The organism is Mucilaginibacter sp., assembly GCF_965200995.1.
Classification (GTDB): domain Bacteria; phylum Bacteroidota; class Bacteroidia; order Sphingobacteriales; family Sphingobacteriaceae; genus Mucilaginibacter.
On record NZ_OZ241743.1, the window covers coordinates 1,467,471 to 1,492,156 of the forward strand.

Genomic DNA, 24,686 nt, shown 5'->3' on the forward strand with positions numbered 1-24,686 from the left:
TTAAACTTGACTAAAGAATATTATAGTCAAGTTTATATCGAAAACAGTTGATAGTATTTTTTAAAGTAAAATACTCTATTTCTTTGAAATCCTGTTACTTCCAAAAGAATATTACGGGTAACAAAATCACCAATTAATTGATTTGCTGATTGCTTAGAAATTTTTAATTCGTTGACAACTTCTGCCAAATTAATAAAGGGTTGTGTATATAGATAATTAACCAAACGCTGTGCTGTTTCTGCTTTCTTTCCAAAAGTTATTATTTGTTCGTGTATTTCATTTTTTAATTCCAAAATTTTGCTGAAAGTATTTTTTCCTTTTTTAGAAGTATCAATTACAGCATTCAAAAAAAATTTAATCCAATGCCCTATATCACTTGTAGTTCGTACATGCATTAATGCATTATAATAAGACGCTTTATGCTTTTCAAAAAAGTCTGATAAATAAAGCGAAGGTTTTTTTAATAATCCTGCTGAAACTAAATATAGTGTAATTAATAAGCGCCCGATTCTGCCATTACCGTCCAGAAAGGGATGTATAGTTTCAAATTGATAATGCGCTAAAGCAATTTTTATTAAGTGAGGAACATTTATCTCATCGTTGTGCAGAAACTTCTCTAAATCGCCCATTAGATTATGAACTTCCGCAGGGTGCGGAGGAATAAATATAGCATCCGAAATATTTGATCCGCCAATCCAGTTTTGACTAATCCTAAAATCTCCGGGCATTTTGTGTTCACCTCTAACTCCCGACAATAACGTTTGATGAGTCTTTCTTATCAGCCGATTGGACAGTGGAAAGTTTTCTAATTCTTTTACACTAAAATTTAAAGCAGCTATATAATTGTGTACCTCCTGCCAATCATCTCTCTTTTCAGGATTTATATCTTCTTTTTTCATCAAAGCCTCATCCATATTAGTTTGTGTGCCTTCAATTCTGCTGGAGGTGTTAGCTTCTTTGATAACATGCATACGTATGAATAAATCAACATCAGGTAATATATAGGTAAAGGCATTTAATTCACCTAACTGGCGAGTAGCTTCTTCAAGTAAGGTGTTGATTTTGGGGTCACTCCAAACCCAAGAAGAATTTATTAATGCAGGCTGAAAACTTTTATAGTTATACTGTTTTATCCAATAGCCAGACTTATACTCGGTAAAATTCATATTATATCAATCTTTAGTCAAAGATAATTTATTAAACTTGACTAAACTATTGTATATATTTAAAATTAGTGGATAATACATAAAGTTAATAGCTAACTATAGTAATCTATATTTATGTTAGTGTAATGCTATATTTATCTTTAACTTTTTTACAATTATATACAGGCTATGAAAAATGATAAATTTCAATTCACTTTAGTTAGTACATTAGCTTTTGTCAGTATGCTGATTTTCTCCTGTCAGCAACAACCTGCCGCCACTTCCCACAACACCCTCACCGATGCTGAGCAAAAAGAAGGGTTCAAAATTCTGTTTGACGGCAAAACGCTGCACAACTGGCATATCTACAACAAAGGCGATACGGCTTCGGCCTGGAAGGTAAGCAACGGCGAGTTGTGGTGTGATTCGAAGGTAAAAAATATACATGCCGATTTAATATCTGATGAACCTTATCAGAATTACGACTTCCGCTATGAGTGGAAGATTGCCAGAGCTGGTAACAGCGGCGTAATTATTAATGTACAGGAAGATGCCAAACACGGCGCCACCTTTGTAACCGGCCCTGAAATGCAGCTGGAGGATGACGAAAACTCACCGGTGCACAAAGGGCATCCTACCCAGATGGCGGGCAGCATCTTTAATGTGGTGCCTACCAATGAGTCGGTAAAACCCAAGCCATTCGGACAATGGAATACCGGGCGCATTGTACAGCAGAATGGTAAACTTACCTTATGGCTGAATGATAAAATTACCGCCACTGCCGATTTAAGCAGCACAGCCTGGAAACAGGCCATACAACAAGGCAAGATGCAGGTATACCCTGATTTCGGTAAAACCACACAAGGTAAAATAGCCTTACAGGATCACCTGGATAATACTTATTTCAGGGATATCAGGATTAAAAAGTTATAATACTTATGTTCTAATTACGGCAATTATTAATCAGTTAGGTACTAATTAATGATTGCTGACCAAGAACAAGCCGCCAACGCCAAGCAGGTAAACCAGTAACACCAGCACAGAGTCTATCCCCATATTCAGAAATTGCCTTTTGGGCCTGAAGATCATACCGCAAATGTAGATGATGGTTAACATCATAGCTAAACAGGTGAGATAGATGTCGGAACTTTGCGCCTGCGGTAATGGCGCTTTACCGGATATTAAAGAGGCTATCAGAAACAGTACCGGTAAAAAAGCATTGCCGCCAAAAATATCACTCATGGCCAGCTTGTAATCTCCCAGTTTTACAGAGGCTAATCCGGTAGAAATTTCGGGCAGTGAAGTAGCCAGTGCCAATACCGTAGCACCAAACACTACGCCGCCCATGTGTATTTTACCGGCAATAGCATCACCGCTTACCTCCAGCGCTACACCGGCAATTAGTGTTACCAATGCACAGCCTAAAAATATCATTATAACTTTTGTAGTACTTTTATCCTTGGCCTGCTGCGCTGTCTGATCCTGCGAGTGGCCTGCCGGTTGTGGCTGGCTGTCGGGCGCATGGCCCTGCTCCGTCCAGGGTAAGCTTTTACCGGCTTTGTTCACCAGCCATAAGCTGATAATCCAGCAGGCCACAATTAAAATACTTACCGGCTCAACCCTTAAGAATATAAATGAAGCCGGCAGCTGATGCCCGATGACGACTAAAGAGAGCACGGCAATAACCGATAACGCCTCTAAAATTAGCGGTATGGAAGCTGCTTTATAAGTTAAATTGAAGGCTTTGCCTGCACCAAAGGCATCCAGTATTACCAGCACTACTGTTTGTATAGCTATGCCGCCTAATATGTTGCCGATAGCAATACTTAAATCACCTTTTAAAGCGGCACTTACTGTGATGGCGATTTCCGGTAAATTAGTTACTATAGCCAGTATAATGGCACCGCCCAATGCTTCACCAATGTTAAAGCGGGCCGAAAGTATATCCGTAGTGTTAGACAGCTTTATACCTGCCAGCCAGATAGTAACCGCTGCCATAGCAAAAATGGCTAACAATAAGGGCAGCGATAAAGCAGACAAATCCATTACTGCTAAACACTGATAAGCAGGTTATGATTTACTTTATCAAAACAAATTAAGAGCAGCAATACCTGCCGGATACTTCAGCCTTACTTTTTAAAAGCATTCCATCCCTGTGCCTTCAGCTCGTGTACGCCGCCGCTTTTAGAAACTAAATTACAGCCCGCTGCAGGCTCCGTAACATAGCCGATGATGCTGATATCCACATCGTTCTTGATCTTGTCGTAATCAGCCTGCTTTACGGTAAACAGCAGCTCGTAATCCTCGCCGCCACTCAGGGCGCATACCGTAGGGTCGAGATTGAACTCACGGGCGGTTTCATAGGTCATGGGGTCGATGGGGATTTTTTCCTCATACACATTACAGCCTTTATTGCTCTGGCGGCAAATGTGCAATACTTCGGAAGCCAACCCGTCGGACACATCAATCATGGCCGTAGGCTTTACGCCCATGCTTTTCAGCAATTCCACAATATCCTGCCGGGCCTCCGGCTTTAGTTGCCGTTCTACAATGTAATCCTTGCCTTCTAAATCAGGCTGAATGTTGGGGTTTTCGAGGTAAATCAGCTTCTCGCGTTCCAGTAATTGCAAACCTACGTAAGCGCCGCCTAAATCGCCCGATACGCAAATGAGGTCGCCTTCTTCAGCACCGTTACGGTAGGCAATATCCGCTTCATCGGCATAACCCAACACCGTTACACTTAATACCAGACCCTGCTTAGATGAACTGGTATCGCCGCCTACCAAATCTACCCGGTATTTTTCGCAGGCCAGGTAAATACCCTCGTACAGCTCCTCAATAGCTTCCAGGGTGTATTTACTCGATAAGCCGATGGAAACCGTAATCTGTGCCGGGGTGGCATTCATGGCGCAGATATCGCTCAGGTTCACCTGCACCGCCTTATAGCCTAAATGCTTTAGCGGTGTATACGCCAAATCAAAGTGGATGCCTTCCAGCAGCATATCGGTACTCACCAATACTTTTTTACCGGTATAATCCAGTACGGCCGCATCATCGCCTATCCCTTTCTGAGAGCCGGGGTGATACAGTTTCACATTCTTGGTGAGGTGGTCAATCAGGCCAAATTCGCCTAACTGAGATATGTTGGTGGTTTCTGAATTGTCGAACAAGCTCATAAGCAGTGGTAGTTGCGGTTGCAAAAATACAAAAGCAGTTTTGAATAGAGGTACTTATACAGCCATATCCGCATTTAAAGAACCGAAATCAGCGCGTTGTAACAGGCGCAATAAAGATTTTGTTTTGAAATAAGTTGTCATATTTTAATTACAATACCACGAGTTAACATGAAATTAATAATCCATCTGCATATTTGTACACTTAAATAATTTTACATGAAGTTTAAATTTTTACTTTTTATTACTGTTGCACTGGCCGTTGCGGGCTGTAAGAAGGACAGAAATGATGACATGGGCGGTAACAACGGTACCGCACCCGTTACTCCTGTTGCTCCAAAAACCTACACCTTAACTGAAAATTTTGATAATGGCAGCAAAACCGCTTACGCCACCGGTAATGTAACCCTTAGTTCGGGCAGCTGGACATTTAATGATGCCGTGATAGGGAACCTGCCGGCAGATTTAAAGAACGGCACACAATCCGTACGCCTGCGTAACGGTAACATTGCCATGAATTTTGATGTAAGCGGCCTGCAAACGCTGTATATCAAACATGGCAGATATGGTACCGATGCAGCTTCTGTATGGCAATTGTTAATGTCAACCGACGGCGGTACCACATTCACCCAGGTAGGCAATGATATTAATGAAACCAATACCACACTGGTAACCGATTCGTTTAAGATTGCAGTAACCGGTAAGGTGCGTTTCCAAATCAAAAAAAATTCCGCTACTGCCATCCGTATCAATATTGATGATATTACTTTTAAGGGTACCGGCGATCCGGGTATTTCTATCAGCACACCTGATACCAATCCGGTTGATACCACCAATACTTCAACCGCTGCCCCAACACGCGGTATCACTTTAAGCGCTGATGCACAGCCTGGCAGCGGCGATAACAGTAACCTGCTGTTTGGTAACCCTTCAGGTGCAGACCAGGTACAATTAGATAATTATTACCTGAACCAGGGCTATTATGCAGAATCCTATAGCGCGTCACGCAGTACGCCTAACTGGGTAAGCTGGCACCTGGATGCAAGCAACACGACCAATACCACTTCGCGCCTGGATAATTTTGCCGGTTTCAGCGGCTTACCCGCGGCTGATTACGTGGTGCAAAGTAACAGCTATTCAGGTTCAGGTTTCGACCGCGGGCACAACTGCCCTTCGGCCGACCGTACCAGTTCGACCAACGCCAATTCGGCAACGTTCCTGATGACCAACATGATTCCGCAGGCACCTAATAATAACCAGAAAGCCTGGGCTGATTTGGAAAATTACCTGCGCTCACAGGTAGCAGCCGGTAATGAGGTTTACATTATTATGGGAAGTTATGGCATTGGCGGCGTTGGCAGCAAAAATGCAACGGTAGTTAGTAAGATTGATAATAACCGCGTAACCGTACCCAGCAATGTATGGAAGGTGGCCGTTATCATCCCTGCCGGCAACAGCGATGTTTTGCGTGTAACCAACACTACCCGCGTAATTGCGGTAAACACGCCGAACATTAATACCATTGATACCGACTGGACGAAATACATTGTAACCGTACGCGATATTGAGCAGGCTACCGGCTACAACCTGTTATCCGCCCTGCCACAAAGCGTACAGGACGCGGTGGAGGTAAAGAAGGATACAGGTATTTGATGTGCAGATGAGAATTGATGTGCAGATATGCAGATGTGCGTATGTGCAGATGATTTAAAAACAACAAAGCCGCTACTTGAGCGGCTTTGTTGTTTTATTTGAACTTTGTTTTCATCTGCACATCTCTATTTCAATCCTTATCTGCACATACGCACATACGCACATCTGCATATCAATTCTCATCTGCACATTAGCTTAAAGTCCTAACTGTGCCGAAATTTCCAGCATACGCTCAATCGGCTTTACGGCCTTTTCAATAATATCTGCCGGTAGGGTAATTTCCGGGCGTTCGTTTTTTAGGCACAAATAAAGCTTCTCCAGCGTATTTCTTTTCATATGGGGGCAATCATTGCAGGCGCAGGTATTGTTCGGCGGGGCGGGGATAAACACCTTATCCGGGTTATCCTTCTGCATCTGGTGCAGTATGCCCGACTCGGTAGCCACAATAAACTCCTTTTCCGGCTGCGAGGTGGCAAATTTTAAAATACCGGTGGTAGAGCCGATGTAATCTGCCATCTGCAATATGGTTTCCTCGCATTCCGGGTGGGCCAGCAATTTGGCGCCGGGATGCCGCTCCTTCAGCTTGGTGATCTTCTCGCGCGAAAATATTTCGTGCACCATACAGGCACCGTTCCATAATACCAGATCGCGCCCGGTCTTCTTGGCTACCCAGGCGCCCAGGTTACGGTCGGGCCCGAAGATGATCTTCTGGTCGGGCGGCAGGCTTTCTACTATCTGCACGGCATTGCTGCTGGTGCACACAATATCGCTTAATGCCTTTAGTTCCGCCGTACAGTTCACATAGGTAATCACCAGGTGATCGGGGTACTGCTCCTTAAACTTCCTGAACAGGTGGGGCGGGCAGCTGTCGGCCAGTGAGCAGCCGGCTTTACTGTCGGGCAGCAGCACCTTTTTATTGGGCGACAGTATCTTAGCCGTTTCGGCCATAAAATGCACGCCGGCAAATACAATAATATCGGCATCCGTTTTAGCGGCCTGCTGCGAAAGGCCCAGGCTGTCGCCAATATAATCGGCTATGTCCTGTATATCGCCTTCCTGGTAGTAGTGCGCCAGTACAACGGCGTTCTTCTCCTTTTTAAGTTTTTCTATTTCCTGGTACAGGTCCAGCGAGGGGTCGATGTACTCATCGGCAAAACCTTTTATCTCAATTTCCTCAGCTACGTCCATCATCATTTTTCACACACTAATAAATACAATTTAATTATATGAAATATATACTTATTGTTTGTTAAGGTGTTGGTAACGGGCAAAACTTATGTGTTGTTTGTTTTGCAATTTGACTTATCACCATTTTATCCACAGGTTATTCTATGCAGAATGGAAATAAAATACTGATAATCAGCAGTAAATTGTTATCCACACCTTATTAACAAACAAAAAATGTGAATTAATTCTTCTTACTGAAATGTGAATTTCGTTGTGAATTGTTTTCAAAATTCAAGAGCAACTTACACTTGCCGGCAGCAAAAAGCGGAGTTATCCACACCTCGTAAAACTTTTCATTTTTTACTTACGCAAAATTAACATCTTTTGAAGCGGTTATGCACATAACGCCTACTTTTACATATATTATAGAAATACGATGACCAAAAATGTGGATTTCCTGGTGGTGGGATCAGGTATTGCCGGGTTAAGTTTTGCCCTTAAGGCTGCCAAACACGGTAAGGTTCTGATAGTTACCAAGGCCAATGCCGATGAATCTAACACGAAGTATGCCCAGGGCGGCGTGGCCGTAGTTGTGGATAAACAGGAGGATTCGTTTGAAAAGCACATTCAGGACACCCTGATTGCCGGTGATGGCCTGTGCGACAGGGAAGTGGTAGAAATTGTAGTAACCGAGGGGCCGGAACGTATCCGTGAAATCATCGACTACGGTACCAACTTTGATAAAACCAACGATGGTATTTATGACCTGGCCAAAGAGGGCGGCCACTCCGAGTTCAGGGTACTGCATTATAAGGATATTACCGGTTTTGAAATGGAGCGTGCCCTGCTGGAGCAGATACAGCAGCACCCCAACATTGAAATGCTGACCCACCACTTTGCAGTAGACCTGATTACCCAGCACCACCTGGGGCAGTATGTAGATAAATCCACCCCTGATATTACCTGCTACGGCATCTATGCCTTTAATACCGAAACCGGGCAAACCGATAAGTTTCTATCTAAAGTAACTTTAATGGGCTCGGGCGGGGCGGGGCATATTTATGCCACCACGACCAACCCGGTGATTGCCACCGGCGATGGTGTGGCGATGGTGTACCGCGCCAAGGGCCGGGTGCGCAATATGGAATTTATTCAGTTTCATCCTACGGCGCTGTACCATCCCGGTGAGTATCCTTCCTTCCTGATCTCGGAAGCCGTGCGTGGCTTTGGCGGTGTGCTGAAGCGTACCAATGGCGAGGAGTTTATGCAGGAGTATGACGAACGCAAATCATTAGCGCCGCGTGATATTGTAGCCCGGGCCATTGATGCCGAGATAAAAAAATCGGGCGAAGATTATGTATACCTCGATATACGGCACCGCAGTAAGGCGGATATACTGGCCCACTTCCCTAACATTTATGCGAAGTGCCTGGATATTGGTATCGACATGACGAAGGATATGATCCCGGTATCGCCGGCCTGCCATTATATGTGCGGCGGTATTATGGTAGACCATGTAGGTAAATCATCCATTTTAAATTTATATGCCTGCGGCGAATGCTCTTCTACCGGCTTACATGGCGCTAACCGGCTGGCATCCAATTCTTTATTAGAAGCATTGGTATTTGCCCATCGTATTTACGAAGATGCGGCGCAGCAGTTTAACAACAATAATATACCTGAAAATTTGCCCGACTGGAATGAAAAAGGTGTACAACTGTTAAACGAAGATGTACTGGTTACCCATAACATCCGCGAGATGCAAAAGCTGATGAACGATTATGTAGGCATTGTACGTTCCGATTTCCGCCTGCAACGGGCCATGCGCCGGTTACACTTATTATATGAGGAAACCGAAGAATTTTATAAGCGTACCAAGCTATCAGTAAAGCTATGCGAACTGCGCAACCTGATACAGGTATCTTATATCGTGGTAAAATCGGCCATGCAGCGCAAGGAAAGCCGGGGGTTGCATTATACAACGGATTACCCGGAACACGCGGCTGAGGCGGTAGATACGGTGTTGAAGTAAAGAGCGGAAAACGGGATTCGAACCCGCGGCCTTCAGTTTGGGAAACTGATGCTCTACCAGCTGAGCTATTTCCGCTTTTGGTTTGCTGTGCTAATGTAGTGCATCTGTATCAATATAAAAATTTTTAGGTAAATTTGATTTTATGATACGTACGGTATTAACACCCCAGCATACGCATATAGAATTTGATATACCTGCGGATTGTGTAGGGAAAGCTATTGAAATTACCTGTTGATCATTAGACGAACTTACCATACAACAGCCTAAACAAACGATGGCGGATTTTTTGGGAACACTTTCTGCAGAAACCAGTAGTGATATTTACAAGCAAATCGAACAAAGTAAGGAAGAATGGAATAGGAGGTTTTGCTAATTTTTTTGATACGTAAATTATATCTTCAGTCATTGCGAGCGATAGCGGCATTTAATCACAAAGCTATTTCAGCGCGTCATTGCGAGGAACGAAGCAATCCCCAGCTTACAGGGGCACTCTGCACGTCGGAGATTGCTTCGTTCCTCGCAATGACGCGTAATAGTAGGCAGGAAGATTGTTAATAACTATTAAAGGATGGCTCTATGATTAAATGTCGGAACGAAGCAATCTCGTCGCATACAGGGCAAAGATGTATAGCTACGGGATTGCTTCATACCTCGCAATGACAAGTTGTTTATCTGATCAATCAATCATTCATTCATTCAAAAATCACTCATCAGCTCATGCCTCTCATCCTGCCTGTAAAAGATAAAACCCCCATCTGGGGCGACGACTGCTTTATTGCCGAAAACTGCACTATTATAGGCGATGTAATAATGGGTAACCAATGTTCGGTATGGTTTAATGCGGTGGTGCGCGGGGATGTGCATTACATCAGGGTAGGAGATAAGACCAATATTCAGGATGGTGCGGTGATACATGCTACGTATCAAAAGGCGCCCACCAATATTGGCAGTAATGTAAACATCGGGCATAATGCCATTGTGCATGGCTGTACGGTACAAGATAATGTACTTATCGGTATGGGGGCCATCGTAATGGACCATGCTGTGGTGGAGCCCTATGTAATTATCGGGGCGGGTTCAGTGGTATTAGAGAACACCGTATGCGAGTCGGGCTACCTGTACGCCGGTACGCCTGCCAAAAAAATAAAGCCGCTTACCGACGAGCAGAAGCAGCTTTTAGAACGTTTACCAAACAATTATGTAATGTATTCCGGCTGGTTTACTACGGCGCAGTAACCTCCCTCGGAATATCAACTGTTTCCTCCTGATCCCAGTTGGCCCGCAGGGTAATCACTTTGCTGTCGGTCCAGATGGTTTCCGGGTAGCGCCTTTGCTTTACGCTGCCGCTATCCCAGCGCCCGTTCCTGTTATCATCATAAATCACTTTCACTTTGTACCTGGTAGCAAAAAAATCCTTGTAGACCAAAGCGCTGTTTTTACGGATGATATCCGACCGGAAAACGTTTTGCTTATCATCCGTGAGCTGCACAATGTAAGCCTTACTGCTGTCGGGCACATTTACTTTCAGGGTTAAGTTGCCGTAGTTCTCAGGCTTATCTACCGTAAAGCGCCGGAGCTGCCGCTTGCTTTTGCCGCCGTAAATGTCGGTAAAGGCATCTTCGCTCAACGTCAGTTCATATTTTACATTTTGCTTCCAGCGGTACTTGAGCGTAAATTTTCTGTCTTCATTGGCTTGCTTCTCTAATGTAACACCGCTTACCGATGCCGAATCTTCAGTTAAAAAGACACGCGATTGGTCAAAGCTTTCAATCGGTACCGTAGCCGTAAGCTGCAGGTCGGTATTGGGCTTTAAGCGGTTATCTACATTAATATTATAACGAAAACCGATGGTACGCTCAAATTTTTCATTACGGCCTTTACGCAGGTTAATAGAATCCAATACTTTTTTCCCCTGGTCATAGAACGCAACACTGATAGAATCAAAATCCATATTGCGCATGTATACCAGTGCCGTGTCTTTGTTGCGGCTGAAATCAACTAACTTCTGCTGGTCTAAAGCAGCGGGGGCCGTAATTTTTACAGTAGGGTCAATAAAGGGCTTATTAAAAGCAAACAGCATCGCACCATCCGGGTTAAAGCGCTTCTCTACAGTTCTGAACCTTTCAGGCGTTTGCCTGAACAATTTTAGCTGAACATTGCTAGTATCGCCATCTAAATGTATAGGCTGCTTTAAAAAAGCAATTAACTCTGCATCGCTATTGTAAATTTTATCAGGTGATGCTTCCTTTAAAGCATAGATGCGATAATCACCATCATGCAAATTATTTAATGAGAAATTGCCGGCCGAATCTGTATTAATAAAAATGTAAGGCTTCTTCTTGCCAAAGAAGGCCGAATCCTGGCTTAGCGGAAATAGCATTACGGTGGCATCTTTTTCCTTCTCGCCGGTTTGTGTATTGCTTACCGAGCCGGTAATGCTCAGCGAATCGATATGCGGCCCGGTAGAAAACACGTAGGTAAAATTTTTAAGCAGGTTACCCTCATGGTTATCAGCAATCGCCTTACCAAAGTTGATTACGTAGGTAGTATTCTTTAATAAAGAGTCGCGCAGGTTAATCACCAGGCTTTTATCCTTAATCTTATATTCCGGCTGTTTCTCCTGTGCCGGGCTCATGCTAATTTCCTGGTACTGGTTAGCCAGCTTAAAATATTCATCAAAGGTGAGTACGATTTGTTTCGCCTTAAAATTACGGGTCATGTTCTCGGGAACAGCACTCAACAATTTAGGCGGGGTATGATCGCGCGGTCCTCCCTGTGGCCGTTGTATGCTTGCACATGAACAAATGATAGCAAAGAAGGTAAACAGAAGCAGAATTTTAACAGAAAACACGCACTTTTTATTTAAAGCCATTTTTAAGCGTTATAAACGATTTTTTAGAGCCGGCGAATATTATGATTAGAATTTAAAAATAATAGCTTTAAAACGGTAATTTTTAAAGCTATTATTTATAAAAGTAAATTGCTGTAAAACAGTAATTTACGATTTATCTGGACACATGCACCATTAAAACGGATACATCAGACGGCGAGACACCCGAAATACGCGAAGCCTGGCCTAAAGTACGTGGTTTAATACGCATCAATTTTTCACGTGCTTCTTTAGAAAGTGATACCAGTTGATGATAATTAAAGTCAGGGTTAATTTCCTGGTCTTCCATGCGTTTCATCTTGTGTACAATCTCCAGTTCCTTATCAAAGTAACTCTCATACTTGATTTTTATTTCAGCCTGCTCTACCGTTTCCTTATCATACTTTGCCAGCAGTTCCTGTAATGCAATATCTGCCTTTTGCAGATCAGCAAAATTTACCTGAGGGCGGCTCAGCAGATTAAACAACTTGGTATTCTGATTAAGGGTGCTCGTGTTTAGTTCTTCCAGTAATGCATTCACATTAGCCGGTTCAATAGACTTTGATTTGGTAAACTTTACAATTTCATCTGAGTCGGCTACTTTACGTTTTACCTTGTCTAACCGTTCCTCACTGATTAGCCCCAGCTCATAGCCTTTAGGGCTCAAGCGTATATCGGCATTATCCTGCCTTAACAGCAAACGGTGTTCAGCACGTGAAGTGAACATACGATAAGGCTCTTCTGTTCCTTTGGTAATCAGGTCGTCAATCAATACGCCAATGTAGGACTCTGCACGTTTTAATATCAGCTCATGCTGGTCATGTACTTTTTGGTGTGCGTTGATGCCTGCCATTAAGCCCTGCGATGCTGCTTCCTCGTAACCGGTGGTACCGTTAATCTGTCCGGCAAAAAAGAGGTTGGCAATCAGTTTGGTTTCCAGCGTTAAGCTCAACTGGGTAGGAGGGAAGTAGTCATACTCAATGGCATAACCCGGCCTGAACATCTTGGCTTTTTCAAACCCCGGTATCAAACGCAGGGCTTTGTATTGTACATCTTCTGGTAAAGAAGTAGAAAATCCATTCACATAAATCTCTACGGTATTCCAGCCTTCTGGTTCTACAAATATCTGGTGCCGGTCGCGTTCTGCGAAGCGGTTGATCTTATCTTCGATAGAGGGGCAGTAGCGTGGCCCCAAACCTTTGATACGCCCGGTAAACATCGGCGATTTTTCAAAGCCTTCTTTTAAAGTATCATGTACCTGGCTATTGGTATACGTAATCCAGCAACAGCGTTGCTCCGTAGGCAGGGGTACATCGGTATAGGAAAAACGGCCGCGCTCTTCATCGCCCCATTGCTCCTCCATTACGCTGTAATTTAAGGTACGGCCATCTACACGGGGAGGGGTGCCGGTTTTCATACGGCCGGCTTCGAAGCCCAATTCAACCAATTGTTCGGTTAAGCCATGTGCTGCCTTTTCGCCTGTACGGCCGCCGCCAAATTTCTTTTCGCCTATATGGATCATGCCATTTAAAAATGTGCCGTTGGTAAGTACCACCGCATCACTTTCAATCTCAATGCCCATTGCTGTTTTTACGCCGCAAGCCTTGCCATCTTTTACCAGCAAGCCGGTTACGGTATCCTGCCACATATCTAAATTTGGCAAGCTTTCTAACGTCAGGCGCCATTCTTCTGCAAAGCGCATCCGATCGTTTTGTGTGCGGGGGCTCCACATGGCCGGGCCTTTTGAGCGGTTCAGCATCCTGAATTGTATTGTGGTTTTATCAGCTATAATACCCGAGTAACCACCCAAGGCATCTACCTCGCGCACTATCTGTCCTTTAGCTACCCCACCCATGGCAGGGTTACAGCTCATTTGTGCAATGGTACCCATATTCATGGTAATGAGCAGCACTTTTGAGCCCATATTAGCGGCTGCAGCTGCGGCTTCGCAGCCTGCATGGCCTGCGCCGGCCACAATTACATTATATTTTTCAAACATGTTTTTTCTTGTGTTCCACGTGGAACGTTCTATAAGCCGTTGTTTGACGTTCCACGTGGAACTTTAAATAATGATGATAAGGCAAACAAAGCCCAGATGCTTTCTAAAATTACGAAGGGATAGAACCCGATCAAGTAAGAAGAAAACCCACACAAGCCAGCGCCTATAAAGTTGCATAAAGCGTATATTTTGCTATCGGCCGACAGTTTCTTGTACAAATTGAGCAGGAAAGCGATTAAAAGAATAATAACGCCTATGGAAGCGATTAAGTCTGATGTTTTCATATTTATGCTTCGTTAAGTTCAGTTAATTCCATCCAGCGAAAAGTTTTATCATCTAATGTAGTAGTGGCTTGCTCAATTTGCTGAGCAAGTTCCGTTAAGCGCATATGGTTGCTGTTGCCACTGTTTAGCTCTATCGTTAAAGATTGTATCTTACTTTCCAACGCTTTAATATCGCTTTCAAGCGTTTCCATTTCCTTAATTTCTTTAAAGCCTAACTTGGACTTTTTTGGTGCAGCCTGTACCGGAGCTATAGTTTTAGGAACAAGCGCATTTTGCTTTTCAGCAAATTTTTTAGCCTCCAGTTCATCTTTGTATGAAGAATAGTTGCCGTTAAATAGTGTTACCTGGCCGTTACCCTCCATAATGAATAACTGGTCAGTCAGCCGGTCCAGTAGGTAACGGTCATGCGAAACCAGCATTAATACGCCGTTGTAAGAAAGCAGAAATTCCTCCAATACATTAAGGGTATCAATATCCAAATCATTGGTGGGCTCATCCAAAATCAAAAAATTGGGGTTCTTGATCAGGATGCGCATTAATTGCAGCCGCTTCTTTTCGCCTCCGCTCAAATTAGAAACCAAACCGTGTTGCTTGGCAGGAGGGAAGAGGAACAGCGTAAGTAGTTGCGAGGCGGAGATCATTTTACCATCGGCCATGGTAATATACTCTGCTACATTTTTTACAATATCAATTACTCTTTCATTCGGAGAAAATGTCATACCGGCCTGGTGAAAATAACCCATTACGGTGGTTTCACCCTGTATCACTTCGCCGGCATCAGGAGATAACGCACCTGTAATGAGATTGAGCAAAGTTGATTTACCGCTACCATTTTTACCGGCTAAACCAATACGATCACCTTTTTTAAATACGTAATTAAAGTTGCTGATAATGGCGTGCTGATTAAACGATTTGCCTAAGTGGTGCAACTCCATAATCTTATTGCCTTGCCTTGCCGTTTTAACACTTAATTCAACCTTGGCATTAGGGCCGGCATTTTTGGTCTTATCCTCTAAATCATAGTAGGCATTAATGCGCGCCTGCGATTTGGTTCCCCGAGCCTGCGGCTGCCGGCGCATCCATTCCAGTTCTTTTTTTAACAGGTTTGAGTTACGCTGAAACTGCACATCAAGCGTAGCTTGCCGCTCTGCCTTCTTTTCTAAATAATAACCATAATTGCCCTGGTAGCTGAATATTTTGCCACGGTCAAGCTCAATAATCTCATTACATACATTATCTAAAAAATACCGGTCATGGGTAACCATCAAAATGGTTTTGTTGCCCTCGGTTAACAGCTTTTCCAGCCACTCAATCGTGTCAATGTCTAGGTGATTAGTAGGCTCGTCTAATATATACACGTCAGGTTCGGTAATCAGCAGTTTGGCTAAGGATAAACGCTTCTTCTGTCCACCCGATAGGGTATTTATTTTCTGATCCAGGTCGTGTACATCCAACCGGCCTAAAATATTTTTAATTTGGTACTCATATTCCCAGGCGTTGGTGGCACTTAGTTCCTCCATTATCTTATCAATCGCCTTGCTGTTATCAGGATCGTGGGCCAGCAACTCCTCGTATTTACGAATCAATTGCTGCTGCTCATTGTCGGCGCTAAAGATAAAATCGCTGATAGTCGCTTCCTTTTCAAACTGCGGATCCTGGTCCAGGTAGCCGATACTTACATCGCGGCTATGTACTACCTTGCCTTCCACCGGCATAAACTGCTCGGCTAAAAGTTTAAGCAGGGTAGATTTCCCGGCACCATTGATGCCTACCAGCGCTACCCGGCGGCCACGGTTAATGCCAACAGTAAGGTTACGAAACAGCCAGTGGTCATGAAAAGAATGACCTAAATTTTCGGCAGATAAAAAAGTACTCACGCTAGTTGTTTTATATGATCAGAAGGATGAATAAATACGCCTTCTTTAGATTGTAATGATTGTTTATACATCGCCATAGCTACAGTTTGAGCCGGGATGCTTTTATATCGTTTTAATGGCCCGATAAGCAGGGGGTCAACCAGTTTCATTATTCCTGTAGCTACACGCTCCTCAGGCCGGTTTTCGTTACGCTCACCTGTGAGCAACGATGGCCTGTAAATTTGCAGGCAGGGGAGCGCTATGTGTTCAATGGCCTGTTCTACTTCGCCTTTAAGCTTAGTATAATACATAAAGGATGACGCATTTACATTAGCGCCCATTGAAGAAACCAAATGATATTGTATTACCTGATTATCCAGGGCCAGTTTTGCTAATTGTACGGGGTAGTCAAACTCTACCCTGCGGTAATCTGCCATATCTAGCGTTTTATGGCGGGTAGTGCCTAAACAGCAAAATAAGGCGTGGCCGTTAATGATATGCTGATATTGGTCAAGACGGTCAAAGTCAACAATAGCTTGTACCAGTTTTTTGTGCGATAACGGCAGGTCCTTTCTTACCAGTACCACCACCTCATTATATTCTGGCTGCTGTAACAGAATATTTAACAATGATGAACCCACTAAACCACTTGCACCTGCTATAATTGCTTTGTATGCCATTAATTAATAATACTTTACAAAAATACAAAAAGTAAAATGAGTTTAATCGAAGCAGAAAGGGTATGACGCAATTATTGCTTTAGAGTAAAAAAGATTTCGGACAATAAAAAGTACATCTACCCCTAATCAACAAAAAAACAGGCGTTGCAGCGCCTGTTTCTATATAAATGTACAGTAAATTAACTTATAACTGACTGGTAATTTCGGTAGATAACGGCTTTACCTGTGAACGGTAGCGGTGAACCAGCTTACCATTTTCATCAATCAGGAACTTTTCAAAGTTCCATTTAATTTCGCCGGTAAAATCGGGGTTGGGTGCACTGGTCAGGTATTTAAACAGGGGGCTGATATCGTCGCCTTTTACACTAACCTTTTCGCTCAGCGGAAATTTAACCCCATAATTTTTTTCGCAAAAGGTTTTGATCTCATCATTCAGGCCCGGTTCCTGCTGACCGAAATTATTGGCCGGAAAGCCGATTACTATCACTTTACCCTTGTACTGGTCGGCTAATTTTTGCAGCTCGGTATATTGGGGCGTAAAGCCGCATTTAGAAGCGGTATTTACAATCAATAACTTTTTCCCCTTATACTTTGCCAAATCAAAGTTTTTACCGTCGATATTTTTAAGTTTAAAATCGTAAACCGAATTTGGTGCAGTAAACAGGAGCGCAAACAGCAGTGCTAATATTTTCATTGTTGATTAATTTAAAAATGTAAAGATAGGCGAAAGATGCTTAAACAAACTTTCTTTTGCTTAAATAAAAGTCCTCTTTTTCGGTCATTATTTTCTTATGAGCCGGAGTTTTGTCTTTATATCCCAACAAATGCAAAGTGCCGTGGATAAGAATGCGGTGCATTTCTGTCGCCGCAGTTACTTCATACCGTTTGGCATTTTCGGCAATGCGCTCTGCAGAGATAAAGATATCACCGTTGATTACGCCTTCCAGATCCGAATTGTCAAAAGTAATAATGTCGGTATACGTATCGTGATTTAGATATTGCTGATTAATGGTCAGCAGATATGCGTCTGAACAAATAATGAAGTTTAGAATACCCAATTTGCAATTTTCGGCGGCAATGGTATCCTTTATCCATTGTTTAACTTTAAGTTTTTGCTTTACCGGGTAATTAATATCTTCCTGAAAAAAATGAACAGCGGGCATTAAATCTTAAAGTGAAGTTCTACTTCATTACCTGAAGCATTAAATATACACTGGTCGGCCAGGTGCTTAATAATGAACACACCACGGCCGGTTAATTTTTCCAGGTTTTCTTCGGCAGTAGGGTCGGGCAGGTTCAGGTAATCAAAGCCGGCGCCCTCATCTGTAACGGTCCATATTATACGCTTACTGTCTACCTCGGCATTAACTATTACTTTTTTGTCGGGGTCAAGCTTGTTACCATGCACAATAGCGTTAATTACAACCTCATTTAAGCAGGTCATCATGTTGGCAAAAGTATCTTCACTTACCTGATGTTTATCTGCAATTTCTTCTATTAAAGCCTCCAGCTGGATAATGCTGTCGCGCCGGGAAGGGAGTTGCAGTGTATATAATTCAGTAGTAGGACTATTCGCCTCTTGCATGTTATTGTGCATTTAATTGATCGAAATAATTTTTAACGCGTTGTTTGAAGTACAAATTCAGTGCCGGAGGTACAGTTTGCAATTGTTCTGTTTGTTTTGCCCTTTGCTGCTGATAGTTTTGCAGGGCTTTTATATAGCCCGGCGGTAACCGGGTGCCGGCATTGCTTTCCCGTTGTTTATCCTGCTCCCGCTGCTGCTCTGCCTTATCGGCCTCCAGTAAGCGGGTATGAATTTGCTGTTGCCTTATTAACGATTCATTTGTTAAATTCTTGTTTACGATATCACTTTCGGTTTGTTCCATTGCCTTGGCAATTTTATTCAGGCTGCCTGCACCGGCGCTACCAGGGTCGGCCTGTTCGCGGCTGTATTTTTCCAGTGCCTGGCGTATCATTTGCTGTTGCCGGGCCATGCGGGCCAGTTGTTCGCTTTGGCCCGAAGGTGCGCTTTTACCCTGATTGCCCTGCTGCTGCATCTGCTCGCGCATACGCTGCATATTTTGGTTAAGCTGCTGCTGCTGCTGCGATAGCTGTGAGAGCGACCCTTGTTTTTTACCGCTGCCCGGTTTGGCATTCTTCATCATGCGCTGTACCTGGTCAATTACTTCGCTCAGCATCAGCGCCAGGTTGTTCATAGCCGTCATGGCCTGCTGCTGCAGGCGTACCGCCTCAGGGGTGCGCCGCTCATCCATTAAGGCCAGCGCCCCATCTATATGGCTGTTCATATTCCTGATTTCCTGGTTTACGGCCGATTGTATCTGCGGTACCCTGCGGCTTAAGGCATACAGGCTGTCCTGCGCGGTTTTAATGTTGTCCTTTATATCTTTTTGTGTTTGTGCCAGCGTTATATAAGCAGGGTCATTACTGCTGGTGCCACGCAGGCGCTGCAATAATTTTTCCTGGTTAAAGGAGCTGTTCACTAAATTTTTAACCAACTCACGCAATTGCTGCAGGTTAAGCTGGTTTTGCTGCTCTTCGCCTTCCTGTTCCTGCTGCTGCAGCTGGTTTGCCATTTGCCGTAGTTGGGCAGCCGCCTGCTGCTGCGCCTGCTGTGCACTGCCCTTGTTATTTTTTTCAAGCTGTGCAGCGCTTTTGCTCATCTGCTGGTCTACCTGGATGCTCTGCTGCCCGGGGTTTTGGTAGCCGGTTTTTTGCTCCAGTTGCTCGCTGGTTTTCTGAAGTTCATTCAGGCCTTCCTTTACCTTGTCGAAATTTTGCCTGAGTTGCTGTTGCTCCTGTTGTAATTGTTGTGTGTTTGCGTTTTTGCTGCTTGTTTTATCCGCTAATTGCTGCTGCTGTTTGGCCATCTCCTGCAGCTGGTTAACGCTTTGATTCAATTTTTGGTCAAAATCAAGCTTCTTGTATAACTCCAGCATCCGGTTCAAATCCTTTTTTAAGGATTGATTGTCGGATTGCAGGTCAGACAGTTCATTGCGGGTGGCTTCTTTCTGGTTGCGTTGCAACAGGTTTTCCAGTTGCTTCAGCATATCCTGCGTTTTGGTATCCAGCAGTTGGTTCATCAACTGCTCCATTTCCTTCTGTTTGGCGGTAAGTTCGGCCGTTTGCTGCTGGTTCTCCTGGCGGTTATAGGTATTGTTTTTACTTTCCTGCCTGATGTTTTTGAGCAGTTCGTTCAAATCATTACGCTTTTGTATCAGGCTTTCCAACTGTTTTTTTTCATCGTATGACAGGCTGCTTTTATTGAATAGCATCTGGTTGGCCTGCTGCGTTTCGCGCTCCAGTTGCCCGGCTATCTTTATAGCCGATTGCAGTTGCTGCTTTACCGCCTGGCTTCCGGCATTGAGCTGCCGGTCTGTTTCCTGCGCGCCGGGTATCTGCAAAGTGAACTCCTGCGAGCGTGCATACTTTGGTCCGTTTACGGCATCGTTGTCTGCCACCTCAAAATAGTAGCTCACGGTGCTGCCCGAGTTTGCAGGCAGTTGGGCCGTGTTAAGGTAGTAGAAGAATGAAGCGTTTTTTGTGCTGATATTGGCATTTATTCGCTTTTTATAGACTTTTATGCGCTTTTTATCACTCGGTATCGCCACAACACTGCAAAAATTAAGCGCTGAAAAGCCGTGATCGTCTGCAATGCTGCCGCTAAAGTACAGGCTCTTCAAACTTACCGAATCCCTTTGCTGCAGAACGTTGATGGCAGGCAATTCATCGGCAATAGTAGTTATCTTATAGGAAATGCTATCACTATGTGCAGCTTCATTATTCTGCGGAATCAGGGTATAGGTTAGGCTATGTACTGCACGCAACGTATACTCAAAGCGATTACCGCCTATGCTTTTAGCTTGGGTTGCTTTGCCATTCGCCTTTATTGTTACACTTTCGGCATTATTCGTGGTAAGCTGCCATTCAACAGTTGAGCCAACTGGTACTGTAAGATCACCGGCATTTTGAACCTGTTCGGCTTTCCTATGCAAATAGGCAGGGTAACTGATTTGTGCATTCAGGTGCAGCAGTACTGGTTTATAAGCTACCTTTACTTCATAAAATGCTGAATTATAACCATTTCCGGTGAGCCGGAATCTGGTGTTTTGCTGCACATTGGTAAACAGGTAATTAAAGCGGCTTATGTTGTTTTTATTTAAACGGAAAGACTGACCGGCCATTTCAATATATACCTCATCCGGCAGGCGGTTTCCTTTCAGCCTGATGTTCAGTTTTAAATCATCACCCTGTGTAACCTTTAAATTAGTGTTAAGTATGATAAACTGAAAAGGTGCAACCGGCGCAAAGTATTCGTTATGCCGGATAATGCGTTTGGTGCTTTCCTTCAGTACCGCAGGTGCGATAAGGGCAATCAGTACAATAATAGCCAGTGGATATGCTAACCAGGGCATATATTTAGTGTTGGCCTTAAAATTAATTGCCGATGGAAAATTAACAGGCTTCAGCGTTTCTATTTTCTGATGAATGCTGGCCTCAATCAACTGCCGTTGGCTGGTATCCTGGCCGGCCAGTTGCTGTAACTGCAACGTATTGAGTAGTTTATCCTGCACATCAGTAAAATGCCGACCAATGATTTCAGCGGCTTCTTCATGGGTCAGGGTGTGCCTCAAGCGCAGATAAGACAGCAGGGGCGGTAATACCAGCCAGCAGATCAGCAATACATTTACTGTAATAAACAGGTAGAACAGGCCGGTACGTAATGCGGTATTAAAGTTTCCAAGATATTCGGTAAGCGTAATGATAAGATATGCCGAAAATAAGCCTGCACCTAAGAAAATCAGACCCCGCAACAGGCGGTTTAACTCATACCTGCGGATAAAGCGGTTAATCTGCGCAATCAGGAAATTGTAATTATTGGCAACAGGCATAAATTAATTTATGGAAGTTGTTTAGTGTTTTCAGTTGGGTATTTTTCTCAAAAAGATGATACAGAAGGCGAGCAAGTGTAAAGCCACCCAGGTTTGGGTATTGGTCTCAAAGCGGATAAGAAGTGCCTTAAAGCTGTCGATCCAGGCGTTAGTCCTTTCGATAACCGTTCGTCTTTTGTATAGTTCATCGTCAAAGTAAGCATTATCTTCTGCTTGCTGTTCATTTCTCTTGTTTTTAGCAATATTAGCCTGAATGTGCCGCTGTTCGCAGGCTGCCCTTAAGGTCTTACAGTCAAAGCCGGCATCTGCGTTCAGGAACAACCCCTCAGCTGGGATTGCCGCCCTTTCCAGCGTATGAAACAACTGGGCAAACAAGGACTGCAACTCATATACATCATTGTGCTGCCCGGCCTGCGGCTCCGAACAGGCCAGCATAATGCCCTGATTATCCGCTAAAAAAAGCATATTAGTCGTCTTAGCTGCCTTCCTGCCCTGGTAACCCACCGCCATGCCGCCGTTCTTGGCAGGCGTATGGCTGCCATCCAACTGTACGCAGGATAAGTCCAGGTGCTGGTGGTTAGCCTTGAGCAAGGTCGTCCACATCCGCTCAAAAGACCCATCTTTTGTCCATCGTGCAAAGTGATAATATACACCCTGCCAGCTTAACTTATCCTGATCAAAGAACGCTTTCAAAGGCAATTGACGCCACTGGCAGCCTGTCTTTAACCGGTAAAGTATCGCCCACACAATCTGCCACAGCGGTGGCCCTACCGCATTTCCTCTTTTTCCTTTACTCAAATGCGGAACTATCCACCGCTCTATCTTATCTTTGCTTACAAGGACTTCCATCAGAAATTTTAAGTCGTTTTTGCTTCGTAACTCAAATCTCTTACTTTTTCGGAAGTCCTTATCCTTTTTTCCTAAATACTAAACAGCTTCATGTAGAAACCCCACAACTTCCTTGTATAAATTTTATTCCTATCAGAAAACGCTAAGATACTATCTTGTGTATATAGCTGTCCGCAAAATTCAGCGATTTATCGGCACAATGCAGGTGTTGGCCGATACATATATTTGCATTTGTACCAATTAGCGCATCTTTGTTTTACCGGCAGGCTCAGCAACACCTGCCGGTTGTGATAAGGTTTAGGTTTGAAGTCTCCTGGCAGCGAGTGCCGGGAGGCTTCTTTTTTTGGGCAATACCCTCACCTCGGGTATTAGTTTTTTGAAATCCGCTCTTAAAACTTTTATATTTGCCATACCAACTACACTTCGGGATGTAGCGTAGCCCGGTATCGCGCCAGCATGGGGTGCTGGAGGTCGTAGGTTCAAATCCTGCCATCCCGACGATAATGAATAATGGCCTTTTTAGCTTAGCTAAAGGCCATTATTCGTTAAATACTGCCTGATTAAGGCTGCACAACAATACCACTCACAAATTGATTGTAATGCACCTGATCATTATGTAGCGCCGTACCATTAACCTGTATATTACTAAAACGCACATTATCCACCCGGTTCTGCGAACCGGCCCCAGCCAGATCAATAGGTAAGCGCGCGCCTTTTACCGTAATATTTCTGAAAGTTACCTGGCTTATACGGCCGGGTTGCTTGTCATGTGATTCAGCAGCCTTGCCAATCCATAAATTAATAAATTGATGGGCTTCCTCTAACCGGATATTACTGAAGGTAACGTTGGTGACAGATGAGGCATCGGTATTCATGATCGCCATACACCAGGCACGGCCGGTATCGTGTATAATATCGCAGTTATCAAAGGTAACATCATTTACATTTTCCCGCAGTTCCAGGCCGATGCTCAAGGCATTAGCCAGTTGGTTCCATACCACGCAGTTTCTTACGATGATATGCTCAGCCATACCTTGCTGAGGTAAGGTTTTAACCACTACCACATCATCATTAGTACGGATAAAGCAGTTTTCCACCAGTACATTTTTACTGTTACAAATGTCAATACCATCGGTATTGGCCCGGTAGCTAATGATTTTGATGTTGTTATAATGAATATTGCCGGAAGAGAAGCAAGGCGTTGTCCAGCCGGCGGGATTTAGCATAATTACCCCCTCAACGGTAATGTCATTCCCCCTCAACAACAGCATATTACGGGCGTGCGTAGGGCAGGCGCTGGCATCAATAATACCATGTCCTCTGAATTTGATATGCTGCCCCTGCAGGTTAAAGGTGGGTACATAATTACGAAAGCCCACCGGCTCTGTGGTGTACCGCTCCTTGGGGTCAATCACCGCCTTAATGATGGCGCCACCGGCAATATAAACCGTTTTGTTATCGCCTATGGTCATGTTGCTTACCTCATGGATTCCCGGCCCGAAGAAGATCACGTTAGGGTCTTTAGGCGAAGGTACATTGGCATCAATACCGTTTACAAACAGGTGCAGGGATTTAACTGTTTCGCCGTTAATTTCGATGGTTAAGTTTTGAGGCTTGCTTACTTTGAAGCTGATGGATTTGCCATTAATGCTGGTTTTTACACCGGCAGAAGAAGGCAGAATCTTAACACTTCTTACTGCCTGACTCACCGTAATACTCACATTTGCAGTGCCTTGCAAATCGAAATAAGCAAAGGCCGCCTTGTCAAAATAAATGTCGGAATGCAGCATGTCGTCTACCGCTTTGAAACGCCTGCCCGGGTCGGCGGCACCTACTTTGGCCAGGTAAACAGGTACAAGCTTTCCGCCTGCTGCTACCTTAAAAGCGGTACTGAGTGAAGCGCCTTTGGGTGCCGGATATATTTTAATGATGCTGGCTGCGGTTGCCGGTAATGCCAATACAATTAACAAAAACAGTGCAAAAAGCCGTATCAGCTGGCGGGTATAAAGAGGCATAAAGTAGAACTTAACAAGTGAAAACTGTACGATAAAAAGCCATAAACGGCAATA

General features: G+C 44.0%; 19 protein-coding genes and 2 tRNA genes. 5 read left to right on the forward strand and 16 right to left on the reverse strand.

Annotated features, from left to right (window positions below; translation table 11 throughout):
* Positions 1–32: 32 nt before the first annotated feature.
* A complete protein-coding gene (locus tag ACY652_RS06955) occupies positions 33–1,166 on the reverse strand; it encodes a Fic family protein (protein ID WP_462267316.1) in 1,134 nt (377 codons plus the stop codon).
* 168 nt (positions 1,167–1,334) lie between these two features.
* Here ACY652_RS06955 and ACY652_RS06960 point away from each other — a divergent pair, with 168 nt between their 5' ends.
* Positions 1,335–2,078, forward strand: a complete 744-nt coding sequence (locus tag ACY652_RS06960; protein WP_462267317.1) for a 3-keto-disaccharide hydrolase — start codon at positions 1,335–1,337, stop codon at positions 2,076–2,078.
* A gap of 45 nt (positions 2,079–2,123) precedes the next feature.
* On the opposite strand, the gene ACY652_RS06965 is transcribed toward ACY652_RS06960, so the two are convergent.
* Complete coding sequence (locus ACY652_RS06965) at positions 2,124–3,191, reverse strand: sodium:calcium antiporter (protein WP_462267318.1); 1,068 nt, start codon at positions 3,189–3,191, stop codon at positions 2,124–2,126.
* Positions 3,192–3,274: 83 nt separating this feature from the next.
* Positions 3,275–4,315 carry a thiamine-phosphate kinase gene (gene thiL / locus ACY652_RS06970; protein WP_462268229.1) on the reverse strand — a complete coding sequence of 347 codons (1,041 nt, stop codon included), beginning with the start codon at positions 4,313–4,315 and terminating at the stop codon, positions 3,275–3,277.
* A 222-nt stretch (positions 4,316–4,537) separates the two neighbouring features.
* On the opposite strand from thiL, the gene ACY652_RS06975 reads away from it, so the two are divergent.
* A complete protein-coding gene (locus tag ACY652_RS06975) occupies positions 4,538–5,971 on the forward strand; it encodes a DNA/RNA non-specific endonuclease (protein ID WP_462267319.1) in 1,434 nt (477 codons plus the stop codon).
* Positions 5,972–6,166: 195 nt separating this feature from the next.
* On the opposite strand, the gene nadA is transcribed toward ACY652_RS06975, so the two are convergent.
* On the reverse strand, positions 6,167–7,159 hold the full coding sequence (gene nadA, locus ACY652_RS06980) for a quinolinate synthase NadA (RefSeq protein WP_462268231.1): 993 nt from the start codon (positions 7,157–7,159) through the stop codon (positions 6,167–6,169).
* Positions 7,160–7,574: 415 nt separating this feature from the next.
* On the opposite strand from nadA, the gene nadB reads away from it, so the two are divergent.
* Positions 7,575–9,170, forward strand: a complete 1,596-nt coding sequence (nadB, locus tag ACY652_RS06985) for an L-aspartate oxidase (RefSeq protein ID WP_462267320.1) — start codon at positions 7,575–7,577, stop codon at positions 9,168–9,170.
* A gap of 2 nt (positions 9,171–9,172) precedes the next feature.
* On the opposite strand, the gene ACY652_RS06990 is transcribed toward nadB, so the two are convergent.
* Positions 9,173–9,245, reverse strand: a tRNA-Gly gene (locus ACY652_RS06990).
* 642 nt (positions 9,246–9,887) lie between these two features.
* Between ACY652_RS06990 and ACY652_RS06995 the strand changes: the two genes are divergently transcribed.
* Complete coding sequence (locus ACY652_RS06995) at positions 9,888–10,406, forward strand: gamma carbonic anhydrase family protein (protein WP_462267321.1); 519 nt, start codon at positions 9,888–9,890, stop codon at positions 10,404–10,406.
* Here the strand turns inward: ACY652_RS06995 and ACY652_RS07000 are convergent.
* From ACY652_RS07000 to ACY652_RS07045, 10 genes are all read right to left on the reverse strand, one after another.
* Positions 10,393–12,042, reverse strand: coding sequence for an Ig-like domain-containing domain (locus ACY652_RS07000; protein ID WP_462267322.1), 1,650 nt, complete (start codon positions 12,040–12,042; stop codon positions 10,393–10,395). The two genes, ACY652_RS06995 and ACY652_RS07000, sit on opposite strands and share 14 nt — an antisense overlap.
* Positions 12,043–12,175: 133 nt before the next feature.
* Positions 12,176–14,038, reverse strand: coding sequence for a tRNA uridine-5-carboxymethylaminomethyl(34) synthesis enzyme MnmG (gene mnmG, locus ACY652_RS07005; RefSeq protein ID WP_462267323.1), 1,863 nt, complete (start codon positions 14,036–14,038; stop codon positions 12,176–12,178).
* Between the two features lie 29 nt (positions 14,039–14,067).
* Positions 14,068–14,322: a CBU_0592 family membrane protein gene (locus tag ACY652_RS07010; protein ID WP_462267324.1), complete on the reverse strand. Its 255-nt coding sequence runs from the start codon at positions 14,320–14,322 to the stop codon at positions 14,068–14,070.
* A 2-nt stretch (positions 14,323–14,324) separates the two neighbouring features.
* Positions 14,325–16,199, reverse strand: coding sequence for an ABC-F family ATP-binding cassette domain-containing protein (locus ACY652_RS07015; RefSeq protein WP_462267325.1), 1,875 nt, complete (start codon positions 16,197–16,199; stop codon positions 14,325–14,327).
* Complete coding sequence (locus tag ACY652_RS07020) at positions 16,196–16,858, reverse strand: Rossmann-fold NAD(P)-binding domain-containing protein (RefSeq protein ID WP_462267326.1); 663 nt, start codon at positions 16,856–16,858, stop codon at positions 16,196–16,198. The genes ACY652_RS07015 and ACY652_RS07020 overlap by 4 nt, the downstream gene beginning before the upstream one ends.
* Before the next feature lie 184 nt (positions 16,859–17,042).
* Positions 17,043–17,552, reverse strand: a complete 510-nt coding sequence (locus ACY652_RS07025; RefSeq protein WP_462267327.1) for a glutathione peroxidase — start codon at positions 17,550–17,552, stop codon at positions 17,043–17,045.
* Positions 17,553–17,592: 40 nt separating this feature from the next.
* A complete protein-coding gene (gene ybeY, locus ACY652_RS07030) occupies positions 17,593–18,021 on the reverse strand; it encodes an rRNA maturation RNase YbeY (RefSeq protein ID WP_462267328.1) in 429 nt (142 codons plus the stop codon).
* Positions 18,021–18,443, reverse strand: a complete 423-nt coding sequence (locus ACY652_RS07035) for an ATP-binding protein (RefSeq protein ID WP_462267329.1) — start codon at positions 18,441–18,443, stop codon at positions 18,021–18,023. The genes ybeY and ACY652_RS07035 overlap by 1 nt, the downstream gene beginning before the upstream one ends.
* Position 18,444: 1 nt before the next feature.
* A complete protein-coding gene (locus ACY652_RS07040) occupies positions 18,445–21,768 on the reverse strand; it encodes a DUF4175 family protein (RefSeq protein WP_462267330.1) in 3,324 nt (1,107 codons plus the stop codon).
* 30 nt (positions 21,769–21,798) lie between these two features.
* A complete protein-coding gene (locus ACY652_RS07045; protein ID WP_462265197.1) occupies positions 21,799–22,617 on the reverse strand; it encodes an IS5 family transposase in 819 nt (272 codons plus the stop codon).
* 424 nt (positions 22,618–23,041) lie between these two features.
* On the opposite strand from ACY652_RS07045, the gene ACY652_RS07050 reads away from it, so the two are divergent.
* Positions 23,042–23,115 (forward strand) — tRNA-Pro (locus tag ACY652_RS07050).
* Positions 23,116–23,177: 62 nt separating this feature from the next.
* Here ACY652_RS07050 and ACY652_RS07055 read toward each other — a convergent pair.
* Positions 23,178–24,632, reverse strand: coding sequence for a glycosyl hydrolase family 28 protein (locus tag ACY652_RS07055; RefSeq protein WP_462267331.1), 1,455 nt, complete (start codon positions 24,630–24,632; stop codon positions 23,178–23,180).
* Positions 24,633–24,686 lie beyond the last annotated feature (54 nt).

Coding starts and splice junctions, on each gene's coding strand:
- ACY652_RS06995 (WP_462267321.1), top strand. CDS start 9,888: ATGCCTCTCATCCTGCCTGTAAAAGATAAAACCCCCATCTGGGGCGAC.
- nadB (WP_462267320.1), top strand. CDS start 7,575: ATGACCAAAAATGTGGATTTCCTGGTGGTGGGATCAGGTATTGCCGGG.
- ACY652_RS07000 (WP_462267322.1), bottom strand. CDS start 12,042: ATGGCTTTAAATAAAAAGTGCGTGTTTTCTGTTAAAATTCTGCTTCTG.
- ACY652_RS06960 (WP_462267317.1), top strand. CDS start 1,335: ATGAAAAATGATAAATTTCAATTCACTTTAGTTAGTACATTAGCTTTT.
- ACY652_RS07020 (WP_462267326.1), bottom strand. CDS start 16,858: ATGGCATACAAAGCAATTATAGCAGGTGCAAGTGGTTTAGTGGGTTCA.
- ACY652_RS07035 (WP_462267329.1), bottom strand. CDS start 18,443: ATGCAAGAGGCGAATAGTCCTACTACTGAATTATATACACTGCAACTC.
- ACY652_RS06955 (WP_462267316.1), bottom strand. CDS start 1,166: ATGAATTTTACCGAGTATAAGTCTGGCTATTGGATAAAACAGTATAAC.
- ACY652_RS07025 (WP_462267327.1), bottom strand. CDS start 17,552: ATGAAAATATTAGCACTGCTGTTTGCGCTCCTGTTTACTGCACCAAAT.
- nadA (WP_462268231.1), bottom strand. CDS start 7,159: ATGGACGTAGCTGAGGAAATTGAGATAAAAGGTTTTGCCGATGAGTAC.
- ACY652_RS07010 (WP_462267324.1), bottom strand. CDS start 14,322: ATGAAAACATCAGACTTAATCGCTTCCATAGGCGTTATTATTCTTTTA.
- ACY652_RS07045 (WP_462265197.1), bottom strand. CDS start 22,617: ATGGAAGTCCTTGTAAGCAAAGATAAGATAGAGCGGTGGATAGTTCCG.
- ACY652_RS07055 (WP_462267331.1), bottom strand. CDS start 24,632: ATGCCTCTTTATACCCGCCAGCTGATACGGCTTTTTGCACTGTTTTTG.
- ACY652_RS07040 (WP_462267330.1), bottom strand. CDS start 21,768: ATGCCTGTTGCCAATAATTACAATTTCCTGATTGCGCAGATTAACCGC.
- ACY652_RS06965 (WP_462267318.1), bottom strand. CDS start 3,191: ATGGATTTGTCTGCTTTATCGCTGCCCTTATTGTTAGCCATTTTTGCT.
- ybeY (WP_462267328.1), bottom strand. CDS start 18,021: ATGCCCGCTGTTCATTTTTTTCAGGAAGATATTAATTACCCGGTAAAG.
- mnmG (WP_462267323.1), bottom strand. CDS start 14,038: ATGTTTGAAAAATATAATGTAATTGTGGCCGGCGCAGGCCATGCAGGC.
- ACY652_RS06975 (WP_462267319.1), top strand. CDS start 4,538: ATGAAGTTTAAATTTTTACTTTTTATTACTGTTGCACTGGCCGTTGCG.